25 protein-coding genes and 6 tRNA genes are annotated in these 26,421 nt (G+C 67.5%); 28 read left to right on the top strand and 3 right to left on the bottom strand.

All coding sequences use genetic code 11. The features are described from left to right. Positions 1-12 precede the first annotated feature (12 nt). From queA to A6B37_RS10155, 11 genes are all read left to right on the top strand, one after another. Positions 13-1,071: a tRNA preQ1(34) S-adenosylmethionine ribosyltransferase-isomerase QueA gene (queA, locus tag A6B37_RS10105; protein ID WP_111825668.1), complete on the top strand. Its 1,059-nt coding sequence runs from the start codon at positions 13-15 to the stop codon at positions 1,069-1,071. Continuing rightward, entirely contained in the window at positions 1,068-2,204 is a 1,137-nt protein-coding gene (gene tgt / locus A6B37_RS10110; RefSeq protein ID WP_102773702.1) for a tRNA guanosine(34) transglycosylase Tgt, read from the top strand. Before queA ends, tgt begins: the two co-directional genes overlap by 4 nt. Positions 2,205-2,328: 124 nt before the next feature. Next, positions 2,329-2,673: a preprotein translocase subunit YajC gene (gene yajC / locus A6B37_RS10115; RefSeq protein WP_102773703.1), complete on the top strand. Its 345-nt coding sequence runs from the start codon at positions 2,329-2,331 to the stop codon at positions 2,671-2,673. Positions 2,674-2,779: 106 nt separating this feature from the next. Continuing rightward, positions 2,780-4,660, top strand: coding sequence for a protein translocase subunit SecD (secD, locus tag A6B37_RS10120; RefSeq protein WP_102773704.1), 1,881 nt, complete (start codon positions 2,780-2,782; stop codon positions 4,658-4,660). A gap of 51 nt (positions 4,661-4,711) precedes the next feature. Further along, positions 4,712-5,641, top strand: coding sequence for a protein translocase subunit SecF (gene secF / locus A6B37_RS10125; protein ID WP_102773705.1), 930 nt, complete (start codon positions 4,712-4,714; stop codon positions 5,639-5,641). A 258-nt stretch (positions 5,642-5,899) separates the two neighbouring features. Next, positions 5,900-6,820 (top strand): CAAX protease, encoded by a 921-nt coding sequence (locus A6B37_RS26160; protein WP_210405789.1) that lies wholly within the window; start codon positions 5,900-5,902, stop codon positions 6,818-6,820. Between the two features lie 43 nt (positions 6,821-6,863). Then, the gene (locus A6B37_RS10135) at positions 6,864-7,178 is read left to right on the top strand and encodes a metalloregulator ArsR/SmtB family transcription factor (RefSeq protein WP_102773706.1); all 315 of its coding nucleotides are present in this window, start codon (positions 6,864-6,866) and stop codon (positions 7,176-7,178) included. After that, on the top strand, positions 7,175-7,519 hold the full coding sequence (locus tag A6B37_RS10140) for an SRPBCC domain-containing protein (RefSeq protein ID WP_102773707.1): 345 nt from the start codon (positions 7,175-7,177) through the stop codon (positions 7,517-7,519). Before A6B37_RS10135 ends, A6B37_RS10140 begins: the two co-directional genes overlap by 4 nt. Before the next feature lie 33 nt (positions 7,520-7,552). After that, positions 7,553-8,155 (top strand): ATP-dependent Clp protease proteolytic subunit, encoded by a 603-nt coding sequence (locus tag A6B37_RS10145; RefSeq protein WP_102773708.1) that lies wholly within the window; start codon positions 7,553-7,555, stop codon positions 8,153-8,155. 29 nt (positions 8,156-8,184) lie between these two features. Then, entirely contained in the window at positions 8,185-8,862 is a 678-nt protein-coding gene (locus A6B37_RS10150) for a VOC family protein (RefSeq protein WP_111825669.1), read from the top strand. A gap of 48 nt (positions 8,863-8,910) precedes the next feature. Further along, on the top strand, positions 8,911-9,621 hold the full coding sequence (locus A6B37_RS10155) for an alanyl-tRNA editing protein (RefSeq protein WP_111825670.1): 711 nt from the start codon (positions 8,911-8,913) through the stop codon (positions 9,619-9,621). Positions 9,622-9,638: 17 nt separating this feature from the next. On the opposite strand, the gene A6B37_RS10160 is transcribed toward A6B37_RS10155, so the two are convergent. Beyond that, the gene (locus tag A6B37_RS10160) at positions 9,639-10,421 is read right to left on the bottom strand and encodes a phosphatase PAP2 family protein (protein WP_111825671.1); all 783 of its coding nucleotides are present in this window, start codon (positions 10,419-10,421) and stop codon (positions 9,639-9,641) included. A 172-nt stretch (positions 10,422-10,593) separates the two neighbouring features. On the opposite strand from A6B37_RS10160, the gene miaB reads away from it, so the two are divergent. The 5 genes from miaB (at position 10,594) to lnt (ending at position 16,211) form a co-directional block, all read left to right on the top strand. Further along, positions 10,594-12,027: a tRNA (N6-isopentenyl adenosine(37)-C2)-methylthiotransferase MiaB gene (gene miaB, locus A6B37_RS10165; RefSeq protein WP_111825672.1), complete on the top strand. Its 1,434-nt coding sequence runs from the start codon at positions 10,594-10,596 to the stop codon at positions 12,025-12,027. Next, positions 12,024-13,049, top strand: a complete 1,026-nt coding sequence (locus A6B37_RS10170) for a PhoH family protein (protein WP_102773713.1) — start codon at positions 12,024-12,026, stop codon at positions 13,047-13,049. The genes miaB and A6B37_RS10170 overlap by 4 nt, the downstream gene beginning before the upstream one ends. A 3-nt stretch (positions 13,050-13,052) precedes the next feature. After that, positions 13,053-13,541, top strand: coding sequence for an rRNA maturation RNase YbeY (gene ybeY, locus A6B37_RS10175; RefSeq protein ID WP_168202167.1), 489 nt, complete (start codon positions 13,053-13,055; stop codon positions 13,539-13,541). 154 nt (positions 13,542-13,695) lie between these two features. Next, positions 13,696-14,586: a transporter associated domain-containing protein gene (locus A6B37_RS10180; RefSeq protein ID WP_102773714.1), complete on the top strand. Its 891-nt coding sequence runs from the start codon at positions 13,696-13,698 to the stop codon at positions 14,584-14,586. After that, positions 14,583-16,211 (top strand): apolipoprotein N-acyltransferase, encoded by a 1,629-nt coding sequence (lnt, locus tag A6B37_RS10185; RefSeq protein ID WP_111825673.1) that lies wholly within the window; start codon positions 14,583-14,585, stop codon positions 16,209-16,211. Before A6B37_RS10180 ends, lnt begins: the two co-directional genes overlap by 4 nt. Positions 16,212-16,214: 3 nt before the next feature. On the opposite strand, the gene A6B37_RS10190 is transcribed toward lnt, so the two are convergent. Beyond that, the gene (locus A6B37_RS10190) at positions 16,215-17,222 is read right to left on the bottom strand and encodes an aldo/keto reductase (RefSeq protein ID WP_168202206.1); all 1,008 of its coding nucleotides are present in this window, start codon (positions 17,220-17,222) and stop codon (positions 16,215-16,217) included. Between the two features lie 382 nt (positions 17,223-17,604). On the opposite strand from A6B37_RS10190, the gene A6B37_RS10195 reads away from it, so the two are divergent. The 11 genes from A6B37_RS10195 to A6B37_RS10245 all read left to right on the top strand — a co-directional run bounded on the left by A6B37_RS10195 (position 17,605) and on the right by A6B37_RS10245 (position 23,945). Then, positions 17,605-17,680, top strand: a tRNA-Ala gene (locus A6B37_RS10195). Between the two features lie 25 nt (positions 17,681-17,705). Next, positions 17,706-17,781 (top strand) — tRNA-Glu (locus A6B37_RS10200). A 65-nt stretch (positions 17,782-17,846) separates the two neighbouring features. After that, a tRNA-Asp gene (locus A6B37_RS10205) sits at positions 17,847-17,923 on the top strand. A 104-nt stretch (positions 17,924-18,027) separates the two neighbouring features. After that, a tRNA-Ala gene (locus tag A6B37_RS10210) sits at positions 18,028-18,103 on the top strand. A 51-nt stretch (positions 18,104-18,154) separates the two neighbouring features. Further along, a tRNA-Glu gene (locus tag A6B37_RS10215) sits at positions 18,155-18,230 on the top strand. 72 nt (positions 18,231-18,302) lie between these two features. Next, a tRNA-Asp gene (locus A6B37_RS10220) sits at positions 18,303-18,379 on the top strand. A gap of 211 nt (positions 18,380-18,590) precedes the next feature. Further along, positions 18,591-19,646, top strand: coding sequence for a TRAP transporter substrate-binding protein DctP (gene dctP, locus A6B37_RS10225; protein WP_102773716.1), 1,056 nt, complete (start codon positions 18,591-18,593; stop codon positions 19,644-19,646). A gap of 21 nt (positions 19,647-19,667) precedes the next feature. Continuing rightward, positions 19,668-20,183 (top strand): TRAP transporter small permease, encoded by a 516-nt coding sequence (locus tag A6B37_RS10230; RefSeq protein ID WP_102773717.1) that lies wholly within the window; start codon positions 19,668-19,670, stop codon positions 20,181-20,183. Continuing rightward, complete coding sequence (locus A6B37_RS10235; RefSeq protein ID WP_111825675.1) at positions 20,183-21,502, top strand: TRAP transporter large permease subunit; 1,320 nt, start codon at positions 20,183-20,185, stop codon at positions 21,500-21,502. The genes A6B37_RS10230 and A6B37_RS10235 overlap by 1 nt, the downstream gene beginning before the upstream one ends. A 75-nt stretch (positions 21,503-21,577) precedes the next feature. Then, positions 21,578-22,453: a 4-hydroxy-tetrahydrodipicolinate synthase gene (gene dapA, locus A6B37_RS10240; RefSeq protein WP_111825676.1), complete on the top strand. Its 876-nt coding sequence runs from the start codon at positions 21,578-21,580 to the stop codon at positions 22,451-22,453. 10 nt (positions 22,454-22,463) lie between these two features. After that, a complete protein-coding gene (locus tag A6B37_RS10245; protein WP_111825677.1) occupies positions 22,464-23,945 on the top strand; it encodes an aldehyde dehydrogenase in 1,482 nt (493 codons plus the stop codon). A gap of 36 nt (positions 23,946-23,981) precedes the next feature. Here A6B37_RS10245 and A6B37_RS10250 read toward each other — a convergent pair whose 3' ends face one another. Then, positions 23,982-24,638: a GntR family transcriptional regulator gene (locus tag A6B37_RS10250; RefSeq protein WP_102773721.1), complete on the bottom strand. Its 657-nt coding sequence runs from the start codon at positions 24,636-24,638 to the stop codon at positions 23,982-23,984. Positions 24,639-24,880: 242 nt separating this feature from the next. Here A6B37_RS10250 and A6B37_RS10255 point away from each other — a divergent pair, with 242 nt between their 5' ends. Beyond that, positions 24,881-26,374 carry a helix-turn-helix transcriptional regulator gene (locus A6B37_RS10255; RefSeq protein ID WP_111825678.1) on the top strand — a complete coding sequence of 498 codons (1,494 nt, stop codon included), beginning with the start codon at positions 24,881-24,883 and terminating at the stop codon, positions 26,372-26,374. Positions 26,375-26,421: the final 47 nt, after the last annotated feature.

Raw genomic sequence — 26,421 nt, forward strand, 5'->3', positions numbered from 1 at the left:
GCGGATACCCGCGTGACCCAGTCCCTTACCGTTTCCGATTTCGATTACGACCTGCCGCCTGAGCTCATCGCCCAGACGCCCGCCGCCGAGCGCACCGGCAGCCGCCTGCTGCACCTGGATCGCGCCGGCCAGCTGCACGACCGGCAGTTCGCCGACCTGGCCGCGCTGCTGCGCCCCGACGACCTGCTGGTCTTCAACGACACCCGCGTCATCAAGGCGCGCCTGACCGGCCACAAGATCACCGGCGGCAAGGTCGAGGTGCTGGTCGAGCGCATCACCGAGCCCGACCGCGTGCTGGCCCATGTGCGCGCCAGCAAGTCGCCCGGCGCCGGCATGGTGCTGCGCCTGGCCGAGGCCTTCGACGCCACCGTGCTGGGCCGGGACGGCGAACTGTTCGACATCCGCTTCCCCGGCCCGGTGCTGGAACTGCTGGACGCCCACGGCGCGACGCCGCTGCCGCCCTACATCACGCACCAGGCCGACGCCGGCGACGACGAACGCTACCAGACGGTCTATGCGCGCGAACCGGGCGCGGTGGCCGCGCCCACCGCCGGCCTGCATTTCGACCAGCCCACCCTGGACCGCCTGCAGGCGCTGGGCGTGGCGCGCGCCTTCGTCACGCTGCATGTGGGCGCGGGCACCTTCCAGCCCGTGCGGGTCGACAACCTGGCCGACCACGTCATGCATGCCGAGTGGTACACCGTGCCGCAGGCCACGGTCGACGCCATCGCCGCGGCCCGCGGCCGCGGCGGCCGCGTCATCGCCGTGGGCACCACCAGCGTGCGCGCGCTGGAATCGGCCGCCGCCCAGACCGAGGGCCGCGCCGCCCCCGGCCTGCCGCTGGCGCCCGCCCAGGGCGACACCCGCCTGTTCATCACGCCCGGATACCAGTACCGTGTCATCGACGCGCTGGTCACCAACTTCCACCTGCCCCAGTCGACCCTGCTGATGCTGGTGTCGGCGCTGGCCGGCGTCGAACCGATACGCCGCGCCTACGCCCACGCCGTCGCCGAGCGCTACCGCTTCTTCAGCTACGGCGACGCCATGTTCATCGAATCCCCTGCCCCATGACCGGACTGAACTTCGAACTGCTCGCCACCGACGGCGGCGCCCGCCGCGGCCGCATCACGCTGAACCACGGCGTGGTCGAGACGCCCATCTTCATGCCCGTGGGCACCTATGGCAGCGTCAAGGCCATGCTGCCGCACGAACTGAAAGAGATCGGCTCCCAGATCGTGCTGGGCAACACCTTCCACCTGTGGCTGCGTCCCGGCACGCAGATCATGGAAAAGCACGGCGGCCTGCACGGCTTCATGCAATGGGACAAGCCCATCCTGACCGACTCGGGCGGCTTCCAGGTGTTCAGCCTGCAGGGCATGCGCAAAATCACCGAGGAAGGCGTCAAGTTCGCCTCCCCCATCGACGGCGCGCGCCTGTTCCTGACGCCCGAAGAGTCCATGCGCATCCAGCGTTCGCTGAACTCGGACATCGTGATGGTGTTCGACGAATGCACGCCCTATGAAATCGACGGCCGCCCCGCCACCGTCGAGGAAGCCGCCCGCTCGATGCGCATGTCGCTGCGCTGGGCGCGCCGCTCGCGCGACGAATTCGACCGCCTGGGCAACCCCAACGCCCTGTTCGGCATCGTCCAGGGCGGCATGTACGAGTCGCTGCGCGACGAATCGCTGGCCGGGCTACAGGATATCGGCTTTCACGGCTACGCCATCGGCGGCCTGTCGGTGGGCGAGCCCAAGGAAGACATGATGCGCATCCTGGCGCACGTCACGCCGCGGCTGCCGCAGCACGCGCCGCGCTACCTGATGGGCGTGGGCACGCCGGAAGACCTGGTCGAGGGCGTGGCCCGCGGCGTGGACATGTTCGACTGCGTCATGCCCACCCGCAACGCCCGCAACGGCTGGCTGTTCACCCGCTACGGCGACGTCAAGATCCGCAACGCCAAGTACCGCGACGACACCCGCCCGCTGGACCCGAGCTGCGGCTGCCACACCTGCGCGAATTTCTCGCGCGCCTATCTGCACCACCTGCAGCGCGCCAACGAAATCACCGGCGCGCGCCTGAACACCCTGCACAACCTGCATTTCTACCTGACCATCATGCAGGAGATGCGCGAGGCCATCGCCGAGGGCCGCTTCGAGGCCTGGCGCGCCCGCTTCGCCGCCGACCGCGCGCGAGGGGTGGATTAGAATTTGAACAGGCCGCCGGCCCCTATATACAATAGTCGGCTTGCCCTATCCATGGCTCGCGCGGGGATGGGTGCAGAAAAATACAAACATGACCCTCCAAACATACTAAACGCAGGAGAATTCAATGTCCGTTATCGATACCGCCAGCCTCGTCGTGGCCCAGGCCGCCGCTCCCGAAGGCAATGCGCTGATGGGCATGCTGCCCATCATCCTGATGTTCGTGATCCTCTACTTCCTGATGATCCGTCCCCAGATGAAGCGCCAAAAGGAACACCGCAACCTGCTCGCCGCCCTGGCCAAGGGCGACGAAGTCGTCACCGCCGGCGGCCTGCTCGGCAAGGTCACCAAGGTCAACGACAGCTACGTCACCGTGGAAGTCTCGGAACTGGCCGACAAGCCGGTCGAAGTCATCATGCAGAAGTCCTCGGTCTCGACCGTGCTGCCCAAGGGAACCATCAAGGCCCTGTAAGCGTCCCACAGGGGCCCGCCGGGCTCCTGCGCCCGATGGTCCCCGCCGCCCGCCGCGCCCGTCGCCCGGGCGGCCCTTCTATCACTCTCTCATGAAGTAGCCGGCAATGAACCGCTATCCTCTCTGGAAGTACATTACGGTCCTGATCGCGGTCCTCATCGGCCTGCTGTACACGCTTCCCAATTTCTACGGCGAGTCGCCCGCCGTCCAGGTCTCCAGCGCCAAGGCCACCGTGAAGGTGGACAACGCCATGCTGAGCCGGGTCGAACAGGTGCTGACCGACGCCAAGATCCCCAACGAAGGGGTCTACTACGAACAGAACGGCACGCTGGGCACCGTGCGCGCCCGCTTCGCCTCCACCGACCTGCAGCTGCAGGCCCGCGACCTGCTCGACCGTTCCCTCAACACCGTCGCCGACGATCCCCACTACACGGTCGCGCTGAACCTGCTGCCGGCCTCGCCGGCCTGGATGCGCTCGCTGGGCTGGTTCGCGCCCAAGCCCATGTACCTGGGCCTGGACCTGCGCGGCGGCGTGCACTTCCTGCTGCAGGTCGACATGCAGGGCGCGCTGACCGCCCGCTACGACTCGCTGGCCGCCGACGTGCGCTCGGTGCTGCGCGACCAGAAGGTCAACGTGGCCGGCGTCGAACGCTCCGGCCTGGGCATCGCCGCCACCTTCGCCAACAACGATGACCGCGACCGCGCCATCTCCACGCTGCGCAGCCGCCTGCCCGACCTGGAATTCACCGAGCGCGAGGAAAACGGCAAGCCCCTGCTGATGGGCGCCCTGAATCCGGCCGCCGTCACCCGCGTGCAGGACTCCGCGCTCAAGCAGAACATCAACACCCTGCACAACCGCATCAACGAACTGGGCGTGGCCGAGCCGGTCATCCAGCAGCAAGGCGGCGACCGCATCGTGGTCCAGCTGCCCGGCGTGCAGGACGTGGCCAAGGCCAAGGAACTGCTGGGCCGCACCGCCACGCTGGAAATCCGCATGGTCGACGATACCCCGGCCGCGCAGGCCGCCCTGCTGGGCGGCACCGTGCCCTTCGGCCTGGAACGCTACAACGACCGCGACGGCCGTCCCATCCTGGTGCGCCGCCAGGTCATCCTGACCGGCGAAAACCTGCAGGACGCCCAGCCCGGCCGCGATTCGCAGACCCAGCAGGCCGCCGTGCACCTGACGCTGGACTCCAAGGGCGCGCGCATCTTCCGCGACGTGACCCGCGACAACGTCGGCAAGCGCATGGCCATCCTGCTGTTCGAAAACGGCAAGGGCGAAGTGGTCACGGCCCCGGTCATTCGCAGCGAAATCGCCGGCGGCCAGGTCCAGATCTCCGGCAGCATGACCTCCGAAGAGGCCGCCGACACCGCGCTGCTGCTGCGCGCCGGCGCGCTGGCCGCGCCCATGTCCATCATCGAGGAACGCACCATCGGCCCGAGCCTGGGCGCCGACAACATCGCCAAGGGTTTCCACTCGACGCTGTACGGCTTCCTGGCCATCGCCGTGTTCATCATCCTGTACTACCACCTGTTCGGGGTGTTCTCGACCATCGGCCTGACGCTGAACGTGCTGCTGCTGCTGGCGCTGCTGTCCATGCTGCAGGCCACCCTTACCCTGCCGGGCATCGCGGCCATCGCGCTGACACTGGGCATGGCCATCGACTCGAACGTGCTCATCAACGAGCGCATCCGGGAAGAACTGCGCGGCGGCGCCTCGCCGCAGCAGGCCATCCACCACGGCTTCGAGCGCGCATGGGGCACCATTCTCGACTCCAACCTGACCACGCTGATCGTCGGCCTGGCGCTGTTGGCGTTCGGTTCCGGCCCGATCCGCGGTTTCGCGGTGGTCCATTGCCTGGGCATCCTGACCTCGATGTTCTCGTCGGTCGTGGGCGTGCGCGCGCTGGCCAACCTCTGGTACGGCCGCAAGAAGAAGCTCGCGTCCATCTCCATCGGCGAAGTCTGGAAGCCGAAGACCAACTGAACATGCTTGCGGGCGGCCATGCCGCCCGCCACCGAATAGCCAGGGCAAAAAATGGAATTTTTCCGGATTCACCGCACCATCCCGTTCATGCGCCACGCGCTGGTGCTGAACATCATCAGCCTCGTCACCTTCGTGGCGGCGGTCTTCTTCATCGCCACCCGCGGCTTCCACCTGTCGATCGAATTCACCGGCGGCACGGTCATGGAAGTCAGCTACGCCCAGACCGCGCAGCTGGAGAACGTGCGCGGCGTGGTCTCCAAGCTGGGCTACACCGACTTCCAGGTGCAGAACTTCGGCACCTCGCGCGACGTCATGATCCGCCTGCCCCTGCAGGAAGGCCAGACCTCGGCGACCCAGAGCGAAACCGTCATGGCCGCGCTCAAGGCCGCCGATTCCGGCGTCGAACTGCGGCGGGTGGAATTCGTCGGCCCGCAGGTCGGCCAGGAGCTGCTGCACAACGGCCTGATGGCGCTGCTGGTCGTGGTCATCGGCATCATGGTGTACCTGGGCTTTCGCTTCGAATGGAAGTTCGCCGTCGCCGGCGTGATCGCCAACCTGCACGACGTGGTCATCATCCTGGGCTTCTTCGCCTTCTTCCAGTGGGAATTCTCGCTGTCGGTGCTGGCGGGCGTGCTGGCGGTGCTGGGCTACTCCGTGAACGAATCCGTGGTCATCATGGACCGTATCCGCGAGAACTTCCGCAAGTACCGCAAGGCCGACGTGCACGAGGTCATCAACAGCGCCATCACGCAGACCATCTCGCGCACCATCATCACCCACGGGTCGACCCAGATGATGGTGCTGGCCATGCTGTTCTTCGGCGGCCCCAGCCTGCACTACTTCGCCATGGCCCTGACCATCGGCATCTGGTTCGGCATCTACTCGTCGGTGTTCGTCGCCGCCGCGCTGGCCATGTGGATGGGCGTCAAGCGCGAAGACCTGGTCAAGCCGGTCAAGAAGGAAGGCGAGGAAGCCGCCTGAGCGCGCCGCGTTCCTTCCCCAACCGACGACCCGCCCGCGTGGCGGGTTTTTTATTGCGCGCCGCGTGACATTTCCGTCCCTGGAAATGAAATCCCCGGCTCAAGGCCGGGGTGAAATCAGGTCTTACATGATGGGTCGTAGGCGCCTTGCGCACCCATTGGAAGGCATCACCAACCTGTACTGGATCGTACGCGCGCCTGTCCGTCCGGGTCAAGCCTGATCCAGGACAGGCTGGAGCACACTGGAGACCGCCCGGCCATGCCTCACACCCTGCAATACCGTCCCGTACTGATCGACGCGCTGATCAGCAATGAACGCATCGCCAGCTACGCCCGCGTCTTCCGGCCTTCCAATGACGTGGAGCTGATCGGCGCCTACCTCTGGAATGTCCATGTATGCAGCGCCTTGTATCCGCTGGTCAGCTCAGTGGAGATCGCCCTGCGTAACGCCATCGACCAGGCACTGGTCGCGGACATGGGCGCCTTCTGGTGGTCGGCCTCGAAGCTGAAATATCGTAGCTACAAGGCGGACGCGCCGCCGCCTCGTGCAGTGCAGGCGGTGCATGAAAATTTTGTCAAAGCCACCCGCAAGACCATCAATGAAATGCGCGGCCGCCATCATGTGCGTGGGCGGATCACTCCCCGCCACGCCGACGTTCTGGCGAAGGCGGAATTCTCGACGTGGGGCTACCTGCTCGATGCGGAATTCATGGGGCGTGGGCTGATCTGGCCCAAGCATTTGTCAGCCGTGTTTCGTGGCCCTTGGCCAGTACGCCGCGCCGGCGCCACGCTGGCCCAGGCTCACGATCTGGTAGCCACGGTCCGCGAGTTCCGCAATCGGCTCTTCCACCACGAACCAGCCTGGAAACGATATGGAGTCCGTACCGAGGCGGACGCGCTTCTGCATCTGCATGAAAAGCTCGATGTGGTCGAAAAGCTGCTGGGCTTGATACACCCGGAGAATCTACGGCTGTTGCAAGTCTACGGACTGCTGCTGGCGGCGCGCCGCAGCTGCACGGTCGAAGAAATTCGACGGTTCCAGCACCTGGCGCAGGTACACCGCGTTGAATCCATGGATGTCCTGGCCGGACTGGTGGCGCGGTGCCATGCGCGAAACGAAACCCTGGCTGCGCGATTGCGCCACAGCCCCTCAGCGCCGTTTCTGATTTCCCTGCCTTGAAAGACCGCTTGCTCAATACATAAGTATCCGCTAATGTATTGACATGATCGAAAACGACATCTTCAAGGCCCTGGCCGATCCGACGCGGCGCGCGATATTCGAGAAGCTGGCCGCGGGCGGCATGAACGCCAGCGCGCTGCGCGCGGGCATGGACATCAGCCAGCCCGCCATGTCGCAGCATCTTGCCGTGCTGCGCAAGGCCCGGTTGGTGCGGGAAAGCCGGCAGGGCCGCTACGTCAACTACCAGGTCGACCCCGACGGCCTGGCGCTCATCGCCGGATGGCTGGCGAAGTACCGCGCCTACTGGCCGGCCCGCGTCGACGCCCTGAAGGCCCTGCTCAAGGACATGGACCAATGAATCCGACCGCTCCCGAAGACCCGTCCCAGGACATCGTGCTCGAGTACGAGCTGGACGCGCCGCCCGAGAAGGTCTGGCGCGCCATCAGCATCCCCGAGTTCCGCGAGCAGTGGCTGCCCGGCCAGGCGCTGGCCAGCCCCGAGCCGGTCGATGCGACGCCCGCCGAGGAACTGCGCCTGCGCCTGCGCGAGAACGAGCCGCCCTTTCTCGAAAGCCTGGTGACCTTCCAGCTGCAGCCGACCGGCGACGGACGCACCGTGCTGCGGATCATCCATGCGCTGGAGGACGTCCGCGGACGCATCGCCGCGAACGACGCCGCGCCGTTCATGTGCGCGGCCTGAAAACGAAAACCCACGCAACACAGGAGACAGTCCATGCAGGGCGTCATGCAATACGTGCCGATGGTGGTCGAGCAGTCGGGCCGCGGCGAACGGGCCTTCGACATCTATTCCCGGATGCTGCGCGAGCGCATCATTTTCCTGAACGGCGAGGTCAACGACTCGGTGGCCGCGCTGGTCTGCGCCCAGCTGCTGTTCCTGGAATCCGAGAACCCCACCAAGCCGATCCACCTGTACATCAACTCGCCCGGCGGCGTCATCACCAGCGGCCTGGCCATGTACGACACCATGCAGTACATCACCGCCCCGGTGCATACGCTGTGCATGGGCACCGCCCGTTCCATGGGCTCGTTCCTGCTCATGGCCGGCCAGCCCGGCGAGCGCTGCGCGCTGGCCAATTCCAGCCTGCACGTGCACCAGCCGCTGGGCGGCTTCCAGGGCCAGGCCTCGGACGTGCTGATCCACGCCGAGGAAATGCAGCGCACCAAGGACCGCGTGATCCGCGTCTACGCGCAGCACTGCGGGCGCAGCTACGAAGAGGTCGAGCGCACCCTGGACCGCGACCGCTACATGAGCGCGGAGGAAGCGCTGGAGTGGGGACTGATAGACCGTATCCTGACGCGGCGCGAAATCGGCTGAGGCGCGATGCTGGGCTACCATAGCCCATCATGAAACTCGCCATCGATCACCTCGTCATCGCCGCCGCGGACCTCGACAGCGGCACGCGCTACGTCGCCGAGCGTCTCGGCATCTCGCCGGCCGGCGGCGGCGCCCATCCGCGCATGGGCACCCACAACCGGGTCCTGGGCATGGCCGAGGGCATCTACCTGGAAGTCATCGCCATCGACCCGCGGGCCGAGCCGCCGGCGCGGCCGCGCTGGTTCGGGCTGGACCAGGACGCCGTGCGCGCCCGGCTGGCCCAGGGCCCATACCTGGCCCACTGGGCCGCCCGGGTCGAGGCGCCGCTGGATCTGAGCCGCATGCAGGCCGAGCACCCCGACCGCCTCGCCCCCGCCATCGCCATGACGCGCGGCGCGCTGCGCTGGCGGCTGACGGTGCCGGACGACGGCAGCCTGCCGGCCTGGCGCGAGGCCGGCGTTGCCGCGGGCGACGGCCTGCTGCCCACGCTGATCCAATGGGACGTGCCGGACTACCCCGGCGTGAGCCTGCCGCGCCAGGACCTGGCGCTGCTGCGGCTGAGCGGCAGCCATCCGCAGGCCGGGCTGCTGCGCCAGGGCCTGGCCTGGATGGGCGCGGACCACCTCATCGAACTGGAACAGGCCGACGGCCCGCCCCGCCTCAGCGCGCAGATCGCAACGGCGCAAGGCCTGCGGACCCTGTCCTGAGCGCCTCTTGCGCATCCCTTTGACACCCTATCCGGAGGAGATCCATCCATGCCCGCCCCGCGCAAGCGATTCGACGAAGACCCCTACCTGGACCGGTGCGAGGCCACCGTGGTCGCGGTCGGTCCCGAAGGCATCGAACTCGACGAGACCGTCTGCTATGCGCGCAGCGGCGGACAGGCCGGCGACAGCGGCACGCTGACCCTGGCCGACGGCCGCGTGCTGATGCTGGCCGATACGCTGTACGCGGACGACCGCCAGCGCATCCTGCACGTGCCGCAAGGCGACGCGCTGCCCCAGGTGGGCGAGCGGGTGACGGTGGCCATAGACTGGCCGCGGCGCCACCGGCTCATGCGCCTGCATACCTGTCTGCACTTGCTGGGATCGCTGGTGCCGGCGCCGGTGACCGGCTGCAATATCTCGCCCGATTCGGCGCGCATCGATTTCGACCTGCCCGAGTCCACGCTGGACAAGGCCGACCTGACCGAGCGCCTGAACGCGCTGGTCGGCGCCGCCATCGGCGTCAGCGTCGACACCATCACGCCGGAACAGCTGGCGGCCGAGCCGGACCTGGTGCGCACCGTGGGCGCGGCGCCGCCGGCCGGCACCGCCAGCATCCGCATCGTCGAGATTCCGGGCGTGGACCGCCAGCCCTGCGGCGGCACGCACGTGGCCAATACGGCCGAAATCGGCGCCGTGGCCGTGACCAAGATCGAAAAGAAAAGCCGCAGCAACCGGCGCGTGGTGGTGAACTTCGCCTGAGCCGGGGCGCCCGGGCCTCAGGCTTGCGGGCCGGGGCTCTTGCGCCACCAGCGCCACGGCGCGCGCAGCGGCCATTGGTAGCGCCCGTCCAGCACACGCGGCGCCAGCATGTGGCCCACCAGCACCGCGATGCCGGCGGCGGTCATGACGTCGGACAGATAGTGGTCCAGGTTGACCAGCCGGCTGACGGCCACCAGCGCGGCCAGCAGCAGGAAGACCCAGCGCCAGCGCGGCGCCAGGATGCCCAGCACCACGGCCACGGCGAACGCCGCGTAGGTGTGGCTGGACGGGAAGGAGTTGAACAGCTGCGAGCGCGAGAACGATTCGCCCAGCCCGTAGACGCCTTGCTCGAAATAGAGCTCGGGGCGCGCGCGCGCCACCGAACGCTTGAGCACCAGCACCACCAGCCCGCCCACCGCCATGGTGGAGAGCATCAGCAGGCTGCCGCGGGCCATGCTGGCATAGCTCATGCGCATGGGATTGCGCCAGCCGCGCGCCAGGCCGACCAGGCCGATCACGTAGAACGCCAGCGCCACGCCGATGTAGCGGCCGCTTTCGCCCAGTTCGCCCACCCATTCGAACGATTCGTTCACGTTCTCGGTCACCGACTGCTTGATCCACACGGCCAGGGGCAGGTCTATCCACAGGGCGCTGGCGCCGGCGGCCAGCGCCAGCGCGCAGCCCAGCAGCACCCAGGTCAGCGGCGAAAACGGATTACGCCAACTGCCTGCCGCGGGCGCGCCGGCGGCGCTTTCGGCCCCGGCGACGGATACCGGAGGAATCGGGGGATTGGGGGTCATCGGCACCGCTATCGGGGGGAATGAGATTGGTTACAACCGCCTGAATGGCGGCGGGCACGCTATCGTAACGGCCCTTGCGCCGCATTCCAAGAAACAAATTTCACGCAAGGGTTAAAATTCCGCGTTTCCCCTCTTTCTGCCCCCGGGATCTACACCCGTCACGGCGACCACCATGCAAGAAATCTCCATCAAGCGCGCGAACGCCGCGCACGACCGCACGGCCGACGCGCCCATGACCGCAGGCAGCGGCTCCCCCCGCAAGCTGTACATCCGCACTTTCGGGTGCCAGATGAACGAGTACGACTCCGACAAGATGGCCGACGTGCTGCGCGGCGACCAGGGGCTGGAGCTGACCGACGACCCGGAAGAAGCCGACGTCATCCTGTTCAACACCTGTTCGGTGCGCGAAAAGGCGCAGGAGAAAGTGTTCTCCGACCTGGGCCGCGTGCAGCACCTGAAGAAGATCAACCCGGATCTGGTGATCGGCGTGGGCGGCTGCGTGGCCAGCCAGGAAGGCGAGGCCATCGTCAAGCGCGCGCCCTACGTGGATGTGGTGTTCGGTCCGCAGACGCTGCACCGCCTGCCCGAGCTGATCCAGCGCCGCCGCGCCGAGGGCCGCTCGCAGGTGGACATCAGCTTCCCGGAGATCGAGAAGTTCGACAACATGCCGCCGCCGCGCGTCGAGGGCGCCACGGCCTTCGTGTCCATCATGGAAGGCTGCAGCAAGTACTGCAGCTTCTGTGTGGTGCCCTACACCCGCGGCGAGGAAGTCTCGCGTCCCTTCGAGGACGTGCTGGTCGAGGTGGCCGACCTGGCCGACCAGGGCGTCAAGGAAGTGACGCTGCTGGGCCAGAACGTCAACGCCTACCGCGGGCGCATGGCCGACAGCGGCGAAATCGCCGACTTCGCCATGCTGCTGGAATACGTGCACGAGATTCCCGGCATCGAACGAATCCGCTACACCACCTCGCACCCCAAGGAAATGACCCAGCGCATGGTGGACGCCTACGCCCGCCTGCCCAAGCTGGTGTCATTCCTGCACCTGCCGGTGCAGGCCGGCAGCGACCGCGTGCTGGCCGCGATGAAGCGCGGCTACACCACGCTGGAGTTCAAGTCCGTGGTGCGCCGCCTGCGCGCCGCCCGTCCGAACCTGACGCTGTCCTCGGACTTCATCGTCGGCTTCCCGGGCGAGACCGAGGAAGACTTCGAAAAGACCATGAAGCTGATCGAGGACGTCGGTTTCGACACCTCGTTCTCGTTCGTGTATTCGCGCCGTCCGGGCACGCCCGCGGCCGACCTGCACGACGACACCCCGCAGGACGTCAAGCTGCGCCGCCTGCAGCGCCTGCAGGCGCTGATCAACCAGCAGGCCGCCGAAATCGCCCGCAACATGATCGGCACCCGCCAGCGCCTGCTGGTCGAGGGCCCGTCGCGGCGCGACCCCAACGAACTGATGGGCCGCACCGAGAACAACCGCATCGTCAACTTCGCCGCTCCCGCGCGGCTCATCGGACAAATGGTCGACGTCATCATCACCGAAGCGCACACCAATTCGCTGCGCGCGCGGGTGGCCGACGTGGACCGCGATTCCCCAGAGGCCGAATGACCACACCCCGCTCCCGCGCCCGTCGCAGCATGCCCGCCGTCGTCGTCCTGGACGGCGACAACACCCATCTGGCCAACCTCTGCGGCCCGCTGGACGAAAACCTGCGGCAGCTGGCCGACGGCATGAACGTCAAGCTGTCGCGCCGCGGCAGCCGCGTCACGATAGAGGGCGAACTGGCCGAGCTGGCCGCCCGCGTCCTGCGCCGCTTCCATGAACAGGCCGTGCACCGCGCGCTGTCGGTCGACGACATCCAGCTGGGGCTGGTCGAGATCGGCGTCGGCCGCCAGGAAGCGCAGCTGAAGGAAGAGCAGGCCCAGGCGCTGGACCCGCTGCCGCCGCTGGACGACGAAAGCGACGGCATCGCGCTGCGCACCAAGCGCAGCGACCTGCGTCCGCGCACGCCGCGCCAGCGCGACTACCTCAACAACATCCTCAAGCACGACATCACCTTCGGCGTCGGCCCGGCCGGCACCGGCAAGACCTGGCTGGCGGTGGCCTGCGCCATCGACGCGATGGAGCGCGACACCGTGCAGCGCCTGGTGCTGACGCGCCCGGCGGTCGAGGCCGGCGAGCGCCTGGGCTTTCTGCCCGGCGACCTGGCGCAGAAGGTCGATCCGTACCTGCGGCCGCTGTATGACGCGCTCTACGACCTGATGGGTTTCGAGAAGGTGCAGCGCCTGTTCGAAAAGCAGACCATCGAAATCGCGCCGCTGGCCTATATGCGCGGACGCACGCTGAACCACGCCTTCGTCATCCTGGACGAGGCGCAGAACACCACGCCGGAACAGATGAAGATGTTCCTGACCCGCATCGGTTTCGGCAGCAAGGCCGTCATCACCGGCGATCCGTCCCAGGTGGACCTGCCGCGCGGCCAGGACAGCGGCCTGGCGCACGCGGTCAAGGTGCTGCACGACGTGCAGGGCATCGCCACCACCCGCTTCACCAGCCGGGACGTGGTGCGCCATCCGCTGGTCGCGCGCATCGTCGACGCCTACGACCGCGCCGCGGAAAGCGAGGAGTGACCCGTGCACAGTGATCCCGCGAAGCCCGGACTGTCGCTGTCGGTGCAGTACGGCGTGCAGGAAGACCGGCTGCCGCGCTGGCGCCTGCGCCGCTGGGCCGAACGCGCGCTGGCCGGCGCGGCCGGCGACGGCCTGGTGGAATTCTCGGCCGCCGAGCTCAGCCTGCGCCTGGTCGGCGCGGCCGAGGGCCGGCGCCTGAACCGCGATTTCCGCGGGCGCGACTACGCCACCAACGTGCTCACCTTCGAATACGGCGTGGACCCGCTGGGCGTGGCCCGCGGCGACATCGTCATGTGCGTGCCGGTGCTGGTGCGCGAGGCCCGCGAACAGCGCAAGCAGCTGCTGGACCACGCCGCCCACCTGACCGTCCACGGCGTGCTGCACGCGCTGGGCTACGACCACATCAAGGCCCGCGAGGCCAAGCGCATGGAAGCGCTGGAAACCGCCACGCTGGCCGCCATGGGCATCGCCGACCCCTACCTTGAGTCCTGAAAACGGCCCCTCGGGACAACCCTGAGAAATTGCCGAAAAATGGCGTGCAGCAAGGCGCAGATGGCGGGGGTTCCGCGCATTTCGGACCACCGCGTTACAAATCGGAAGCCAGTTTCGGTTATGCTGGCCGTTCCGCAACCTGTCCTCCCGGACGATGTCTGACCCTTACCCTGCTCCTGAAGCGACGCCTGCTCGCTCTACCAAACCCGCCACCAAATCCCTTCTAGACCGCCTGCTTTCCCTCGTGCGCCGCGAGCCCGAGGACCGCGAAGGCATCAAGGCCGTCCTGGAAGCCGCGCACGAGCGTGAACTGCTCGATGCCGAGTCCTACAAAATGATCAAGGGCGCGCTGGCCGTGTCCGAAGGCACCGTCGGCGACATCATGGTCCCGCGCTCGCGCATGGACCTGCTCGACGTCACCCAGCCCCTCGCCCATCTGGTCGCCTCGGTCATCGAGACCGCGCACTCGCGCTTCCCCGTCTACGAAGGCGACCGCGACAACATCATCGGCATCCTGCTGGCCAAGGACCTGCTGCGCTGCATGCTGGAACCCGGCATCGAAGTGCGCACGCTGGTGCGCCCGGCCGTGTTCATTCCGGAATCCAAGCGCCTGAACGTGCTGCTGCACGAGTTCCGCGCCAGCCGCAACCACCAGGCCATCGTCATCGACGAGCACGGCGGCATCTCCGGCCTGGTCACGATGGAAGACGTGCTGGAACAGATCGTCGGCGACATCGAAGACGAATTCGACGAAACCGAGGAAGACTCCATCTTCCCGGAAGGCGAGAACCAGTGGCGCGTCCTGGCCGCCACCGATATCTCGCATTTCAACGAAGTGTTCGGCTGCCAGCTGCCCGACGACGAGTACGACAGCGTCGGCGGCTGGATGGGCGGCCAGCTCGGCCGCATCCCGCGCCGCGGCGACACCGCCGAATTCGACGGCCTGCGCCTGGAAGTGGCGCGCGGCGACGCGCGCCGCGCCATCTGGCTGCGCGTCAAGCGCAACGCTCCCCCCTCAGCCTCCCTGCCCTCTACCGACGCATGACGAGTCCCACGCGCGGCCGCATCCTGCGCGGCGCCGCCGGCCTGCTATTGGCCGGCGCCGTGCACGCCCTGACTTTCTCGCCCGGCCCCCTGCCCGACTGGGCGCTGGCCGGCACCCAGATCCTGATGCTGGCCATCGCCGCGCGCGTGACGCTGTACGCGCCCTCGGCCCGCCAGGCCTGGGGCCGCGGCTGGCTGTTCGGCTTCGGCACTTACGCGCTGGGGCTGTACTGGATCTTCATCAGCCTGCACCGCTACGGCGACCTGTCGGCGCCGCTGTCGGTGGCGGCGGTGCTGGCGCTGTCGGCTTTCCTGGCGCTGTTTCCGGCCACCGCCGGCGCGCTGGCGCGCCGCTACGCGCCGCTGGCGCCGGACGCCGCGCCCGCGCGCATCCTGTCGGCGACCCTGGCCTGGGCCGCGATGTGGGCGGCGTTCGAATGGCTGCGCGCCGTGCTGCTGACGGGCTTTCCGTGGCTGAACATCGGCTACGCCCAGGTCGACGGCCCCATCGCCGGCTGGGCGCCGCTGCTGGGCGTGCACGGCATGGCGTTCATTTCCGCCTTCGCCGCCGCCGCGCTCGCCAGCCTGTGGCAGCCCTCGAAAAAATCGCGGCAGGGCTCGCGCCACGCGCTGGCCGCCGGCATCGCGCTGGCGCTGGCCGCGGCCGGCTGGCCGCTGTCGCGCATCGACTGGTCGGCGCCCGCGGGCGAGCCGCTCAACGTGCGCCTGGTCCAGGGCAATATCGAGCAATCGCAGAAATTCGACCCGGCGCTGCTGGAACAAAGCCTGGCGCGCCACCTGGACCTGGCGGCCATGCCGCCGGCGCCCGGCGTGCCCGATCCGCAGCTGGTCATCCTGCCGGAGACCGTGCTGCCCGTTTTCCAGGACCAGCTCGATCCGCGCGTCTGGGACGCCTGGCGCGGCGTGGCCGCGCAGCGCAATACCGTCATCGCCATGGGCGTGCCGCTACACGACCGCGTGGACGGGCGCGACCGCTACACCAACAGTGTCATGGGCTTCGACGGCAATACGCCGGTGGAGCACCTGGTGGCCGGCGCCACCGCGATGCGCTACGACAAGCGCCATCTGGTGCCCTGGGGCGAATACGTGCCGCCGGGCTTTCACTGGTTCGTCGACATGCTGAACATTCCGCTGGGCGACTTCGACCGCGGCGCGCGGCGCCAGGCGCCGTTCGCCGTGGGCGGCCAGCACATCGCGTTCAACATCTGCTACGAAGACCTGTTCGGCCCCGACCTGCTGCCCGCGCTGCAGCCCGGCCCCAACGGCGAACCGGGCGCCACCATCCTGGTGAACGTCAGCAACCTGGGCTGGTTCGGCGACACCTGGGCGCTGCGCCAGCACCTGCAGATCGGCCGCCTGCGCACCATCGAAACGGCGCGGCCCATGCTGACCTCGACCAATACCGGCATCACCGCCGCCATCGACGCCAAGGGCCGCGTGGCGGCGCAGCTTGCGCCGCTGCAGGCTGGCGTGCTGCCGGTGTCCGTGCAGGGCATGACGGGCCTGACGCCCTACGCCCGCTTCGGCGACAAGACCGCGCTGGCCCTGATCGGGCTGGCGCTGATCGCGGCCGTGGGCAGCGGCCGCAAGAGCCGCCGCGCGTAAACGTCAGGCGAACAGATAATCCGGCAGCGCGCCGTTCTCTTCGGGCGGGCGCAGCGGGCCGAAGCCCGCGCCGCTGCGCTCGATCGCCTCGGCGATGGCGTCCATGTCCTCGCTGTCCAGTTCCAGCTCCGCGGCGCCCAGCAGCCCGTCCACCTGCGCCGCGCTGCGCGCGCCCACGATGGCCCCGGTCACGCCCGGCCAGGCCAGCGTCCAGCCCGCCGCCACCGCGGCGACGGTCGCGCCGTGGCGCTCGGCGACCGGCTTGAAGGCCTCGGCCAGCGCCAGGTTGCGCTCGATGTTGGGCGTGGCGAATTCCGCGTTGCGCGCGCGCCAGTCGTCGGCCGGCAGCGCGCGGGCGCGCTCCAGGCTGAAGCGCCCGGTCAGCAGGCCGGACTGCATCGGGCTGTAGACGATGACGCCGGTGCCGTTGCGCGCGCACCAGGGAATCAGGTCGCCGCCGGCGCCGCGCTGGATGGCCGAGAACGGCGGCTGCAGCGTGTCCACGTGGCCCAGCGCCTCGGCGTGCTGCAGTTGCGCGAGATTGTGGTTCGACAGTCCCACCGCCCGCACCTTGCCCTCGCGCTTGAGGTCCAGCAGCTCCTGCCAGTACGCCTCCAGCGGCGTGCCGTCGCCCGCCGGCCAGTGCATCTGGTAGAGGTCGATGCGCTCCACCCCCAGGCGGCGCAGCGAGTCCTCCAGTTCGCGCCGGATGCTGGCCGGCGCGCCGGTGCGCCGCGGCATGGCCTGCGGCTGCTCGGCGGACCAGGTCAGGCCGCACTTGGTGAATACGTACGGCCGTTCCGCTGCCGGCATCTGCGCCAGCGCGCGGCGCACGATTTCTTCGGAATGGCCCAGGCCGTACACCGCCGCGGTGTCGATCCAGTTGATGCCGCGCTCCACGGCCCTGCGGATCGCGGCGATGGAATCGGCATCGTCCTGCGGGCCCCAGCCCACCGCCCAGCCGTTGCCGCCGATGGCCCAGGCGCCCAGGCCGATGCGGGTGATCGCCATGCCGGTGCTGCCCAGCGGGCGCGTGGGAAAAGAAGTCCTGCTCATCGCGTTCCGTCCTGATCGATGCCGTCGGCCAAGTGTGGCAAAACGGCAAAATTTTCGCTATTGCGATGATATTCCCGCAAGCCCTTGATTTTCCTGGACTTGGCTTGGAAAAGACTTTCCCGGGCTGCCCAACAAATACGCAACCGTCACTCGACGGTCCACCGCCGCCCCCACTTTTTCACAACTTTTTTGTTTTTTGCCGCAAACCGACTTGCACGCAAAATTTAGTTCGTGCATAATCTCGTTTCTTCGCCAACGGCACTAAACAAAACCGGTGACGAGCAGAAAAGTGAAGCAGACGCAACACTTGAAAGCCAGTCGGAATTGATTAGAAAACGGGGGTATAGCTCAGCTGGGAGAGCGCTTGCATGGCATGCAAGAGGTCAGCGGTTCGATCCCGCTTACCTCCACCAGTCCAAAGCGAAGAAAGCAGTCCAAGTCCCCTTCGTCTAGAGGCCTAGGACATCACCCTTTCACGGTGAGTACAGGGGTTCGAATCCCCTAGGGGACGCCAGTTCGCTGGTAGTAAATGCAGTACCTAGATGCAGTTGAAGTGATCTAGTTTGAGTAAGCCGCTGCGGAGCGGTAGTTCAGTTGGTTAGAATACCGGCCTGTCACGCCGGGGGTCGCGGGTTCGAGTCCCGTCCGCTCCGCCAAAAGCTCCTTGAACGGGATCTTTCAAAAGCTCCGTATTCGGGGCTTTTTGCTTTTTAGGGTGTAAGGCCTGGTTGCCGGCAGTCTGTGGCAACAAGGTAACCTGGGGGGTATAGCTCAGCTGGGAGAGCGCTTGCATGGCATGCAAGAGGTCAGCGGTTCGATCCCGCTTACCTCCACCAGTAAGTAGTACGGTAGTAATATCGCAGCAGTTCGTGCGATACGCAGTCCAAGTCCCCTTCGTCTAGAGGCCTAGGACATCACCCTTTCACGGTGAGTACAGGGGTTCGAATCCCCTAGGGGACGCCAGTTCGCTGGCCCTATTTTGCAGTACCGCTGCCTTGACACCGCAGCGATGAAAGTCGTCAAGCACACCGCTGCGGAGCGGTAGTTCAGTTGGTTAGAATACCGGCCTGTCACGCCGGGGGTCGCGGGTTCGAGCCCCGTCCGCTCCGCCAAGAATTCAGGAAAGCCCTGTAAGCCCTTGCTTACAGGGCTTTTGTCATTTCGGCGCCAGCCTGATTGCGCCCTTCCCCTCCCCCCTTCCCCTGCCTGCCTGCGGCGCCAGCCGCCTAGGACTTACCCTTAAATATGTTGTTGATATATTTAATGGATATTAGACTGTGCCGCAAATCACCGCTCCGATTTCCACATCCACAAGGGGAAACCATGAAAACACTGACCCGCGCCCTGGCCGCCGCCGTCATTTCGGCATGCGCCGCCGGTTCCGCCGCCGCGGCGGACGTCACCTGGCGAGTGCCGACCTCGGTTCCGGAAGGCTCGCCCTTCTACAAGAATTTCCTGGAACGTTTCGCCGCCAACGCCAAGACCCTGACCGGCGGGCGCGTGGAGATCCAGCCCTTCGGCGCGGGCGTGATCGTGCCGGCGCTGAAAGTGTTCGACGCGGTGCAGGACGGCGTGGTCGAGGCCGGCCATTCCACCTCCAGCTACCTGGTCAACCAGAATCCGGAAAACGCCATCTTCTCGGGCTTTCCGGGCGGCATGGGCCCCGACGCCTACAAGGCCTGGCTGTACGAGGGCGGCGGCAAGCAGCGGCTGGAAAAGCTGCGCGCCGGCCAGGGCCTGAAGACCATGATCGTGGGCATCGGCTCCTCCGAGATCATGGCGCACGCCAACAAGCCCATCCGCAACGCCGAGGACCTGAAGAACCTGAAGTACCGCACCTCCGGCCCCTGGGCCGAAGTGATGCGCGACTACTTCGGCGCCGTGCCGACCGTGGTGCCGCCGGGCGAGACCTATACGCTGCTGCAGCGCAAGGGCGTGGACGCCGTGGAGTGGGCGCCGCCGTCGGCCAACATGCCCGAGGGCTTTCACCAGGCCGCCAAGTACATCGTGGTGCCGGGCGTGCACCAGCCCACTTTCATGTGGGAAGTGGTGGTGAAGAAGGAAACCTGGGACAAGGTGCCGGCCGACCTCAAGCCGCTGATCGAGGCGGCCGCCGAACTCACCACGCAGCAGAGCCTGGACTACTTCTACGACGCCGACATGAAGGCCATGGCGAAATACCGCAGCGGCCGCAACGAGATCATCACGCTGGCCCCCGAGTTCGTGAAGCAGCTGTCCGACGCCGGCAACGACTGGATGCGCAAGACGGCCGAGGCCCGCAAGGCCGCCGGCAAGCCTGAGATGGCCGAGGTGCTGGCCGACTACCAGGCCTATCACGAGCGCTGGAAGGCCGAGAGCGGCTATCTGGTCCGCAACTGACGCACGGCGAGGAAGGCGATCATGCTCGATGTCCTGGCCCGGTTCGCCAATGGCGTATCCCGGTTCGCGTCCCTGCTGGCCAGCCTGGCGGCGGCGGTGCTGACCCTGGCGATGGTTTACGAAGTCTTCGCGCGCTACGTGTTCGACGCGCCCACCGCGTGGGCGTTCGACATCGCTTACATGAGCAACGGCGCGGTGTTCCTGCTGGGCATGGCCTATGTGCTGCGCGAAGACGGCCACATCCGCATCGACGTGCTGCGCAACCGCCTGCCGGCGCGCGTCAACGACGCGGTCCAGGGCGTCGCCTACCTGCTGATCCTGGCGCCGTTTTTCGGCGTGCTGTCCTGGATCGCGCTGTCGCACTCCTGGCGCGCCTGGGTGCGCCAGGAGGTCGAGACGGTCAGCCCCTGGGCGCCGTTGATGTGGCCTTTCTATCTGCTGATCGCGATCGGCCTGATCGCGATGACCCTGCAACTCGCGGCCGAAGGACTGCGCGCCTTCGCGGGCCAGCGCGCATCGGCCACGAAGGAACATTGATGAATCCGACTGTCGCCGCCCTGATGTTCCCCGGGATGTTCCTGCTGATTTTCCTGGGCATCCCGGTTTCCCTCGCGCTGATCATTCCCGCCATCGTCGGCGGCTGGTTCGCCTTTGGCGGAAACGTTTTCAACCAGCTCTACGGCGGGCTGTATTCCGCCGCCACCAACTACGTCCTGTCGGCGATTCCGATGTTCGTGCTGATGGGCGCGATCCTGGAACGCTCGGGGATCGCCGCGCGCCTGTTCCGCACCATGCAGCTGTGGCTGGGACGCCTGCCCGGCGGCCTGGCCGTGGCCACCATCGCCATGGGCGCGACCTTCGCGGCCGCGGCCGGCGTGGTCGGCGCGGTCGAGGTCATGGTGGGCCTGATGGCGATTCCGGCGATGCAGCGCTTTCGCTATGACAACTCGCTGATCGCCGGCACGATCTGCGCCGGCGGCTCGCTGGGCACCATGATTCCGCCCTCGGTGGTGGCCGTGGTGTACGCCTCGCTGGCCCAGATCTCGGTGGGCGAACTGTTCGCGGCCATGCTGTTTCCCGGCCTCATCATGGTGGGCCTGTTCATCCTGTACATCATCGGCGTGTGCGTGCTCAATCCGAAGAAAGGCCCGCCCGCCGACGCCGAGGACATGCGCCTGCCGCTGGCCGACAAGCTGCGCATCACGCTGAGCGGGCTGGTGCCCACGATGCTGCTGATCTTCGCGGTGCTGGGCTCGCTGATGGCCGGCATCGCCTCGCCGACCGAGGCCGCCGCCGTCGGCGCGATCGGCGCCCTGGTCCTGTGCATCTGCTACGGCCAGTTCAGCATCCCGATGCTGCGCGAGTCGCTGGCGATCACGGTGCGGATCTCGGCCATGATCCTGCTGATCGTGGCCGGCGGCATCATGTTCACCGGCATCTTCGCGGCCAACGGCGGCTCGCGCCTGATCCAGGGCCTGACCGCGGACCTGGGCCTGGGCGTGAACGGCACGCTGGTGCTGTTCCTGGTCATCGTTTTCCTGCTGGGCTTCGTGCTGGACTGGACCGCCAACGTGCTGATCTGCGTGCCGCTGTTCCTGCCGGTGCTGACGGCCGCGGGCGTGGACCCGATCTGGTTCGGCACGCTGGTGATCATCGTGATCCAGACCAGCTACCTGACGCCGCCCATGGCCTCGTCGATCTTCTACCTGCTGTCGATCGCCCCGCCCGACATGAAGTACGGCCAGGTATGCCGGGGGGTGATCCCCTTCATCCTGGTGCAGTTCGTGACGCTGGCCCTGGTGGCGCTGTTCCCGGTCCTGGCGACCTGGCTGCCGCAGCGCATCGTGGGGTTCTGAACCATCTGGCTGACGGGCCCGCGCGGCCCGGCTTTCTCCCGCTAATACGGGTCCTTTTTTGCATTAGGAAGAGTTATGAATATCGAAGGAGTCCTGGTACCCATCGTGACGCCGTTCGGCGCGGACGGCGGCGTCAACGCCGACGCCCTGCGGCAGCTGGTGGATCGCTTCGTGGAAGCGGGCGTGGCCGGCATCGTGGCCTGCGGCACGACCGGCGAGTTCTACGCGCTGGAAGACGCCGAGCGCGAGCTGGTGCTGCGCACCGTCGCCGAGGCCGCGCGCGGGCGCATCACCCTCATCGCCGGCATCAACGCGCTGTCCACGCCGCAGGCCATTCGCAACGCCCGGCAGGCGCAGGAACTGGGCTACCAGGGCCTGATGCTGACCGCGCCGCCGTACAGCCTGCCGGAACAGGCCGGCATCCTGGAGCACTTCCGCACGGTGGCCGCCGCCACGCCGCTGCCCATCATCCTGTACGACTTCCCGGCGCGCATCGGCGTGCAGATCGCGGTCGAAACCATCACCGAGCTGGCCCGCATCCCCAACATCGTCGGCATCAAGGAAAGCAGCGGCAACTTCAACCGCGCGCTGGCCCTGATCCAGGCCCGCATCCCGGACTTCCAGATCGTCAGCGGGTCCGACGACATGGCCGCCGACTTCCTGTTCTGGGGCGTGCGCAGCTGGATCAGCGGCGGCGCCAACGTGTTCCCGGCCGAGCAGGCCGCCATGGTCAAGGCCGCCGGCGAACAGCGCTGGGACGAAGTGCGCCGCCTGATGAGCGGCATGTACCCCGTGATCCAGGCCATGGAATCGGGCGACTACAACCAGAAGGCCAAGCTCGGCTGCCGTCGCCACGGCGTGGACGCCGGCACGGTGCGCCTGCCGCTGGCGCCGCTGTCGGCCGAGGACGAGCGCGCGTTCATCGCGATGCTCGACGCCTACCAGGGATAAGGAGCGAGCCATGCCTCAAACCAAAGAGCGGATATTCGAGCAGGCCCGCGCCGGCCAGCTTTGGGCGGGCCACCTGATTCCCGGCCACGCCGCCCCCGGCGCCCGCCTGGAGAACACCACGCCCATCGACAACAGCGTGATCGGCGCGATCGAGGCCGGAACCGCGGCCGACGTGGACCTGGCCGTGCGCGCCGCGCGCGCCAGCTTCAAGTCCGGCGAATGGTCCGGCCTGGCGCCGGCCGAGCGCAAGCGCGTCATGCTGGCCTGGGCCGACCTGCTGACCGAGCACGCCGAAGAGCTGGCGGCGCTGGACTGCATCGACGCCGGCAAGCCCATCACCGAATGCCTGAACACCGACCTGCCGGCCACGCTGGACACGTTCCGCTGGTACGCCGAAGCCGTGGACAAGTGCTACGGCCGCATCTCGCCGACCGGCTCCGAGGCGCTGGGCCTGATCGTGAAAGAACCCATCGGCGTGGTGGGCGCGGTGCTGCCGTGGAACTTCCCGGCGCAGATGTACGCCTGGAAAGTGGCGCCGGCGCTGGCCGCCGGCAACTCGGTGATCGTCAAGCCGGCCGAGCTGACTTCGCTGAGCGCCTACCGCATGACCCAGCTGGCCCACCAGGCCGGCATTCCGGCCGGCGCGCTGATCCTGGTCACCGGCCTGGGCGAAGAGGTGGGCCAGGCGCTCGGCCGCCACATGGACGTGGACGTGGTCTCGTTCACGGGCTCCACGGAGGTGGGGCGCTACTTCCTCAAGTACTCGGCCGAGAGCAACCTGAAGGAAATCGTGCTGGAGTGCGGCGGCAAAAGCCCGCAGGTGATTTTCGAGGACGCCGACCTGGACGGCCTGGCCGACCACGTGCTGGCGGCCGCCTTCTGGAACATGGGCGAGAACTGCAGCTGCGGCTCGCGCCTGATCGTCCAGGCCGGCATCAAGGACGCCCTGCTCGAACGGCTGCGCCAGCGCCTGTCGGAATGGAAGGTGGGCCTGCCCACCGATCCCGAGGTCAAGATCGGCCCCATGATCGAGCGCGCGCATTTCGACAAGGTGCGCGGTTTCCTCGAAGGCGCCGCGGCGCAGGGCGCGCGCCTGGCGCACGGCGGGCGCATCCACGCGGAACTGGGCAGCGGCTGGTACATCGAGCCGACGGTGTTCGACGCCGTGGCGGCGGACTCGCGGCTGTTCCAGGAAGAGGTGTTCGGCCCCATCCTGGCCGTCACGACCTTCGAGACCGAGGCCGAGGCCATCGAGCTGGCCAACGACAGCCACTACGGCCTGGCGGCCTCGCTCTACACCCGCGACGTGCGCCGCGCGCAACGCGTGGCGCGGGCCATCCAGGCCGGCACGGTGTCCATCAACGGCTTCTCCGAAGGCGACATCACCACGCCCTTCGGCGGCTACAAGCAGTCCGGCTTCGGCGGCCGCGACAACGGCCTGGAAGCGCTGGACCAGTACCAGCAGGTCAAGACCATCTGGTACGTCAACTGAGCGGCGCCGGGCGGCCCCGATGGCCGCCCGGCTTCCTCACCCTTCGATCACCGTGTGGGTGAATTCCATCAGGTAGCTCATCAGCGCGTCGGCCCCGGCCATGGCGCGCTCGGGGTCGTTGGCGTAGATGCCCTCGGCCTCCATCAGGTGGCATTGGGCGCCGCGCTCCAGGTCGCCTTCGTGCTGGAAGGCGTACCAGAACCGCCGGCACTGGATGATCATGGGAATGATGGCCTGCACCGCGTAGGGGTTGCGGCTGGCTTCGTGATTGACCCGGTCCAGGGCCTGGTCGGCGTGCATGTAGCCGGCCAGGTCGCCGCGGCTGGCGGCGTCGACCATGTCATGCGCATGCTGCAGCAGCTTGGCGCGCTGCTCCGGCGTGGCGCGGCGCGCCGAGGACATGGCGATCAGCCGTTCCAGCACGCGGCGCGTTTCGATCAGGATCAGGTGCTCGGCGATGCGGATTTCGCTCACGCGCAGGCCGCGGCGCGGCTGCTGCTCGATCAGGCCGCTGGCCACCAGGCGCATCAGCGCCTCGCGGATGGGCGTGCGGCCCAGGCCGGTCATCTGGATCAGGTCGCTTTCGACGATGGGCTGGTTGGGTTCGAGCTTGAGCGTCGCGATCATCTGTTCGATCGCATCGTAGGCGGCTTCGGTCGCGCGGGTTTTGACGACGGGCGGGGCTTGTTTCATGGCGATGATGACCAGAATCCCTGCAACAGCCGCGGCCGCGCCGCGCCGGCCGGCAAGCTCGCTGCACGGATCGTTAATATTTTTTGAGTATATTAGATTCGGGACCGCGCCGCACGGGCCTATCCGAAAAGCCTGCCGGGTCTGCGCCCGGTACGCGCAGACTCGTCCGTTTCGCCATCTGGACAGCAGCGGGCCGCGCCGTCATCCTTTACGTTCGTGCCCTGCGAAATGAAGAGGACTACGTGACCGCGAAAGCCGCCGCGCCCCATGCGCACCGACAGCATCTGCAGGACATCATCGCCGGCCTGAACGAAGGCATCATTCTGCTGGAATCCAATGGCGCCATCGCCTGGGCCAATGACAGCGCCCTGGCCCTGCACGGCGCCGGAAAGCTCGAAGAGCTGGGCGAGACGCCCGCCGGCTACCGCAAGCGCTACACCCTCACGTACCGCAACCATCACCGCCTGCCTGCCCGCCAGTATCCGCTGGACCGCCTGGCCGCCGGCCAGGCGTTCGAAGAGCTGATGCTGGACCTGCGGCGCAAGGACGACGAGGAATTCCTGCGCAACGTGTGCGCGCGCGGCCTGAACCTGGAAAACGGCGACGGCGCGGGCTTTCGCGTGCTGATCCTGCACGACCAGACCGAACAGATCAACGCCGAGGAGCGCTTCGAGCGCACCTTCAACGCCAATCCCGCTCCCGCCCTGATCTGCCGGCTGGCCGATCTGCGCTACGTGAAGGTCAACCAGGGCTTTCTGGAAATGACCGGCCATACGCGCGATACCGTGCTGGGCAAGTCCACCTATGAGCTCGACGTGCTGGACGGCGGCGAGGACAAGGAAGCCGCGGTCGCCCGGCTCGACGAGGGCCGGACCATCCCCCAGCGCGAAGGCGTGGTCAAACTGGCCGACGGCGGCGAGAAGTTCGTGATCGTGGCCGGCCAGCCCATCGACATGAACGGCGAGCCCTGCATGCTGTTCACCTTCATCGACCTGGAGGCCCGCAAGCGCACCGAACTGGCCCTGCGCGAAAGCGAGGAGCGCTTCTCCAAGGCCTTCCGCCTGGCGCCCGTGCCCATGGCGCTGTGCGAGGCCGACGACCTGAGCGTGCTGGACGTCAACGACGCCTGCGTGGCGGCCACCGGGGTGCCCGCGGAAAAAAGCGTCGGCCAGGCGCTGACCGAGCTGGGCCTGCAGTCCTACGACGGCCTGGCCGCCAGCCTGCGCGGCGGCGAAAGCCTGCGCAACCGCGAGGCCGCGCTGCTCACGCATGACGGCGGGCAGCTGGACTGCCTGGTCTCGGCCGAGCCCGTCATGATCGGCGGCCAGCGGCGCCTGCTGGTGGTGATGCACGACATCACCGAGCGCAAGCGCTCCGAGACCGAACTGCTGACCGCCATCGAGGCCGTCATGCAGGACACCTCCTGGTTCAGCCGCGGCATCATCGAGAAACTGGCGCAGCTGCGCCAACCCGCTCCCGCCACGCGCGACGTCGCCGAACTGGCGCAGCTGACCTCGCGCGAGCGCGAGGTGCTGGGGCTGATGTGCCAGGGCCATGACGACGACGGCATCGCCAAGACCCTGAAGCTGTCGCGCAACACGGTGCGCAACCACGTGGCCACCATCTACAGCAAGATCGGCGTGCACCGCCGCAGCGCCGCCATCGTCTGGGCGCGCGACCGCGGCATCACCGGGCATGAATCGGCCCGCAAGGCCGACAGGCGGCGCCCGGAATGAGGTCCGGGTTATTTACAATTAGATGCAAAATAATCGGCCCGGGCGCG

Origin of the sequence: Achromobacter sp. HZ01 (assembly GCF_003267925.1) — a bacterium.
GTDB classification, from domain to species: domain Bacteria; phylum Pseudomonadota; class Gammaproteobacteria; order Burkholderiales; family Burkholderiaceae_B; genus Achromobacter; species Achromobacter pulmonis_A.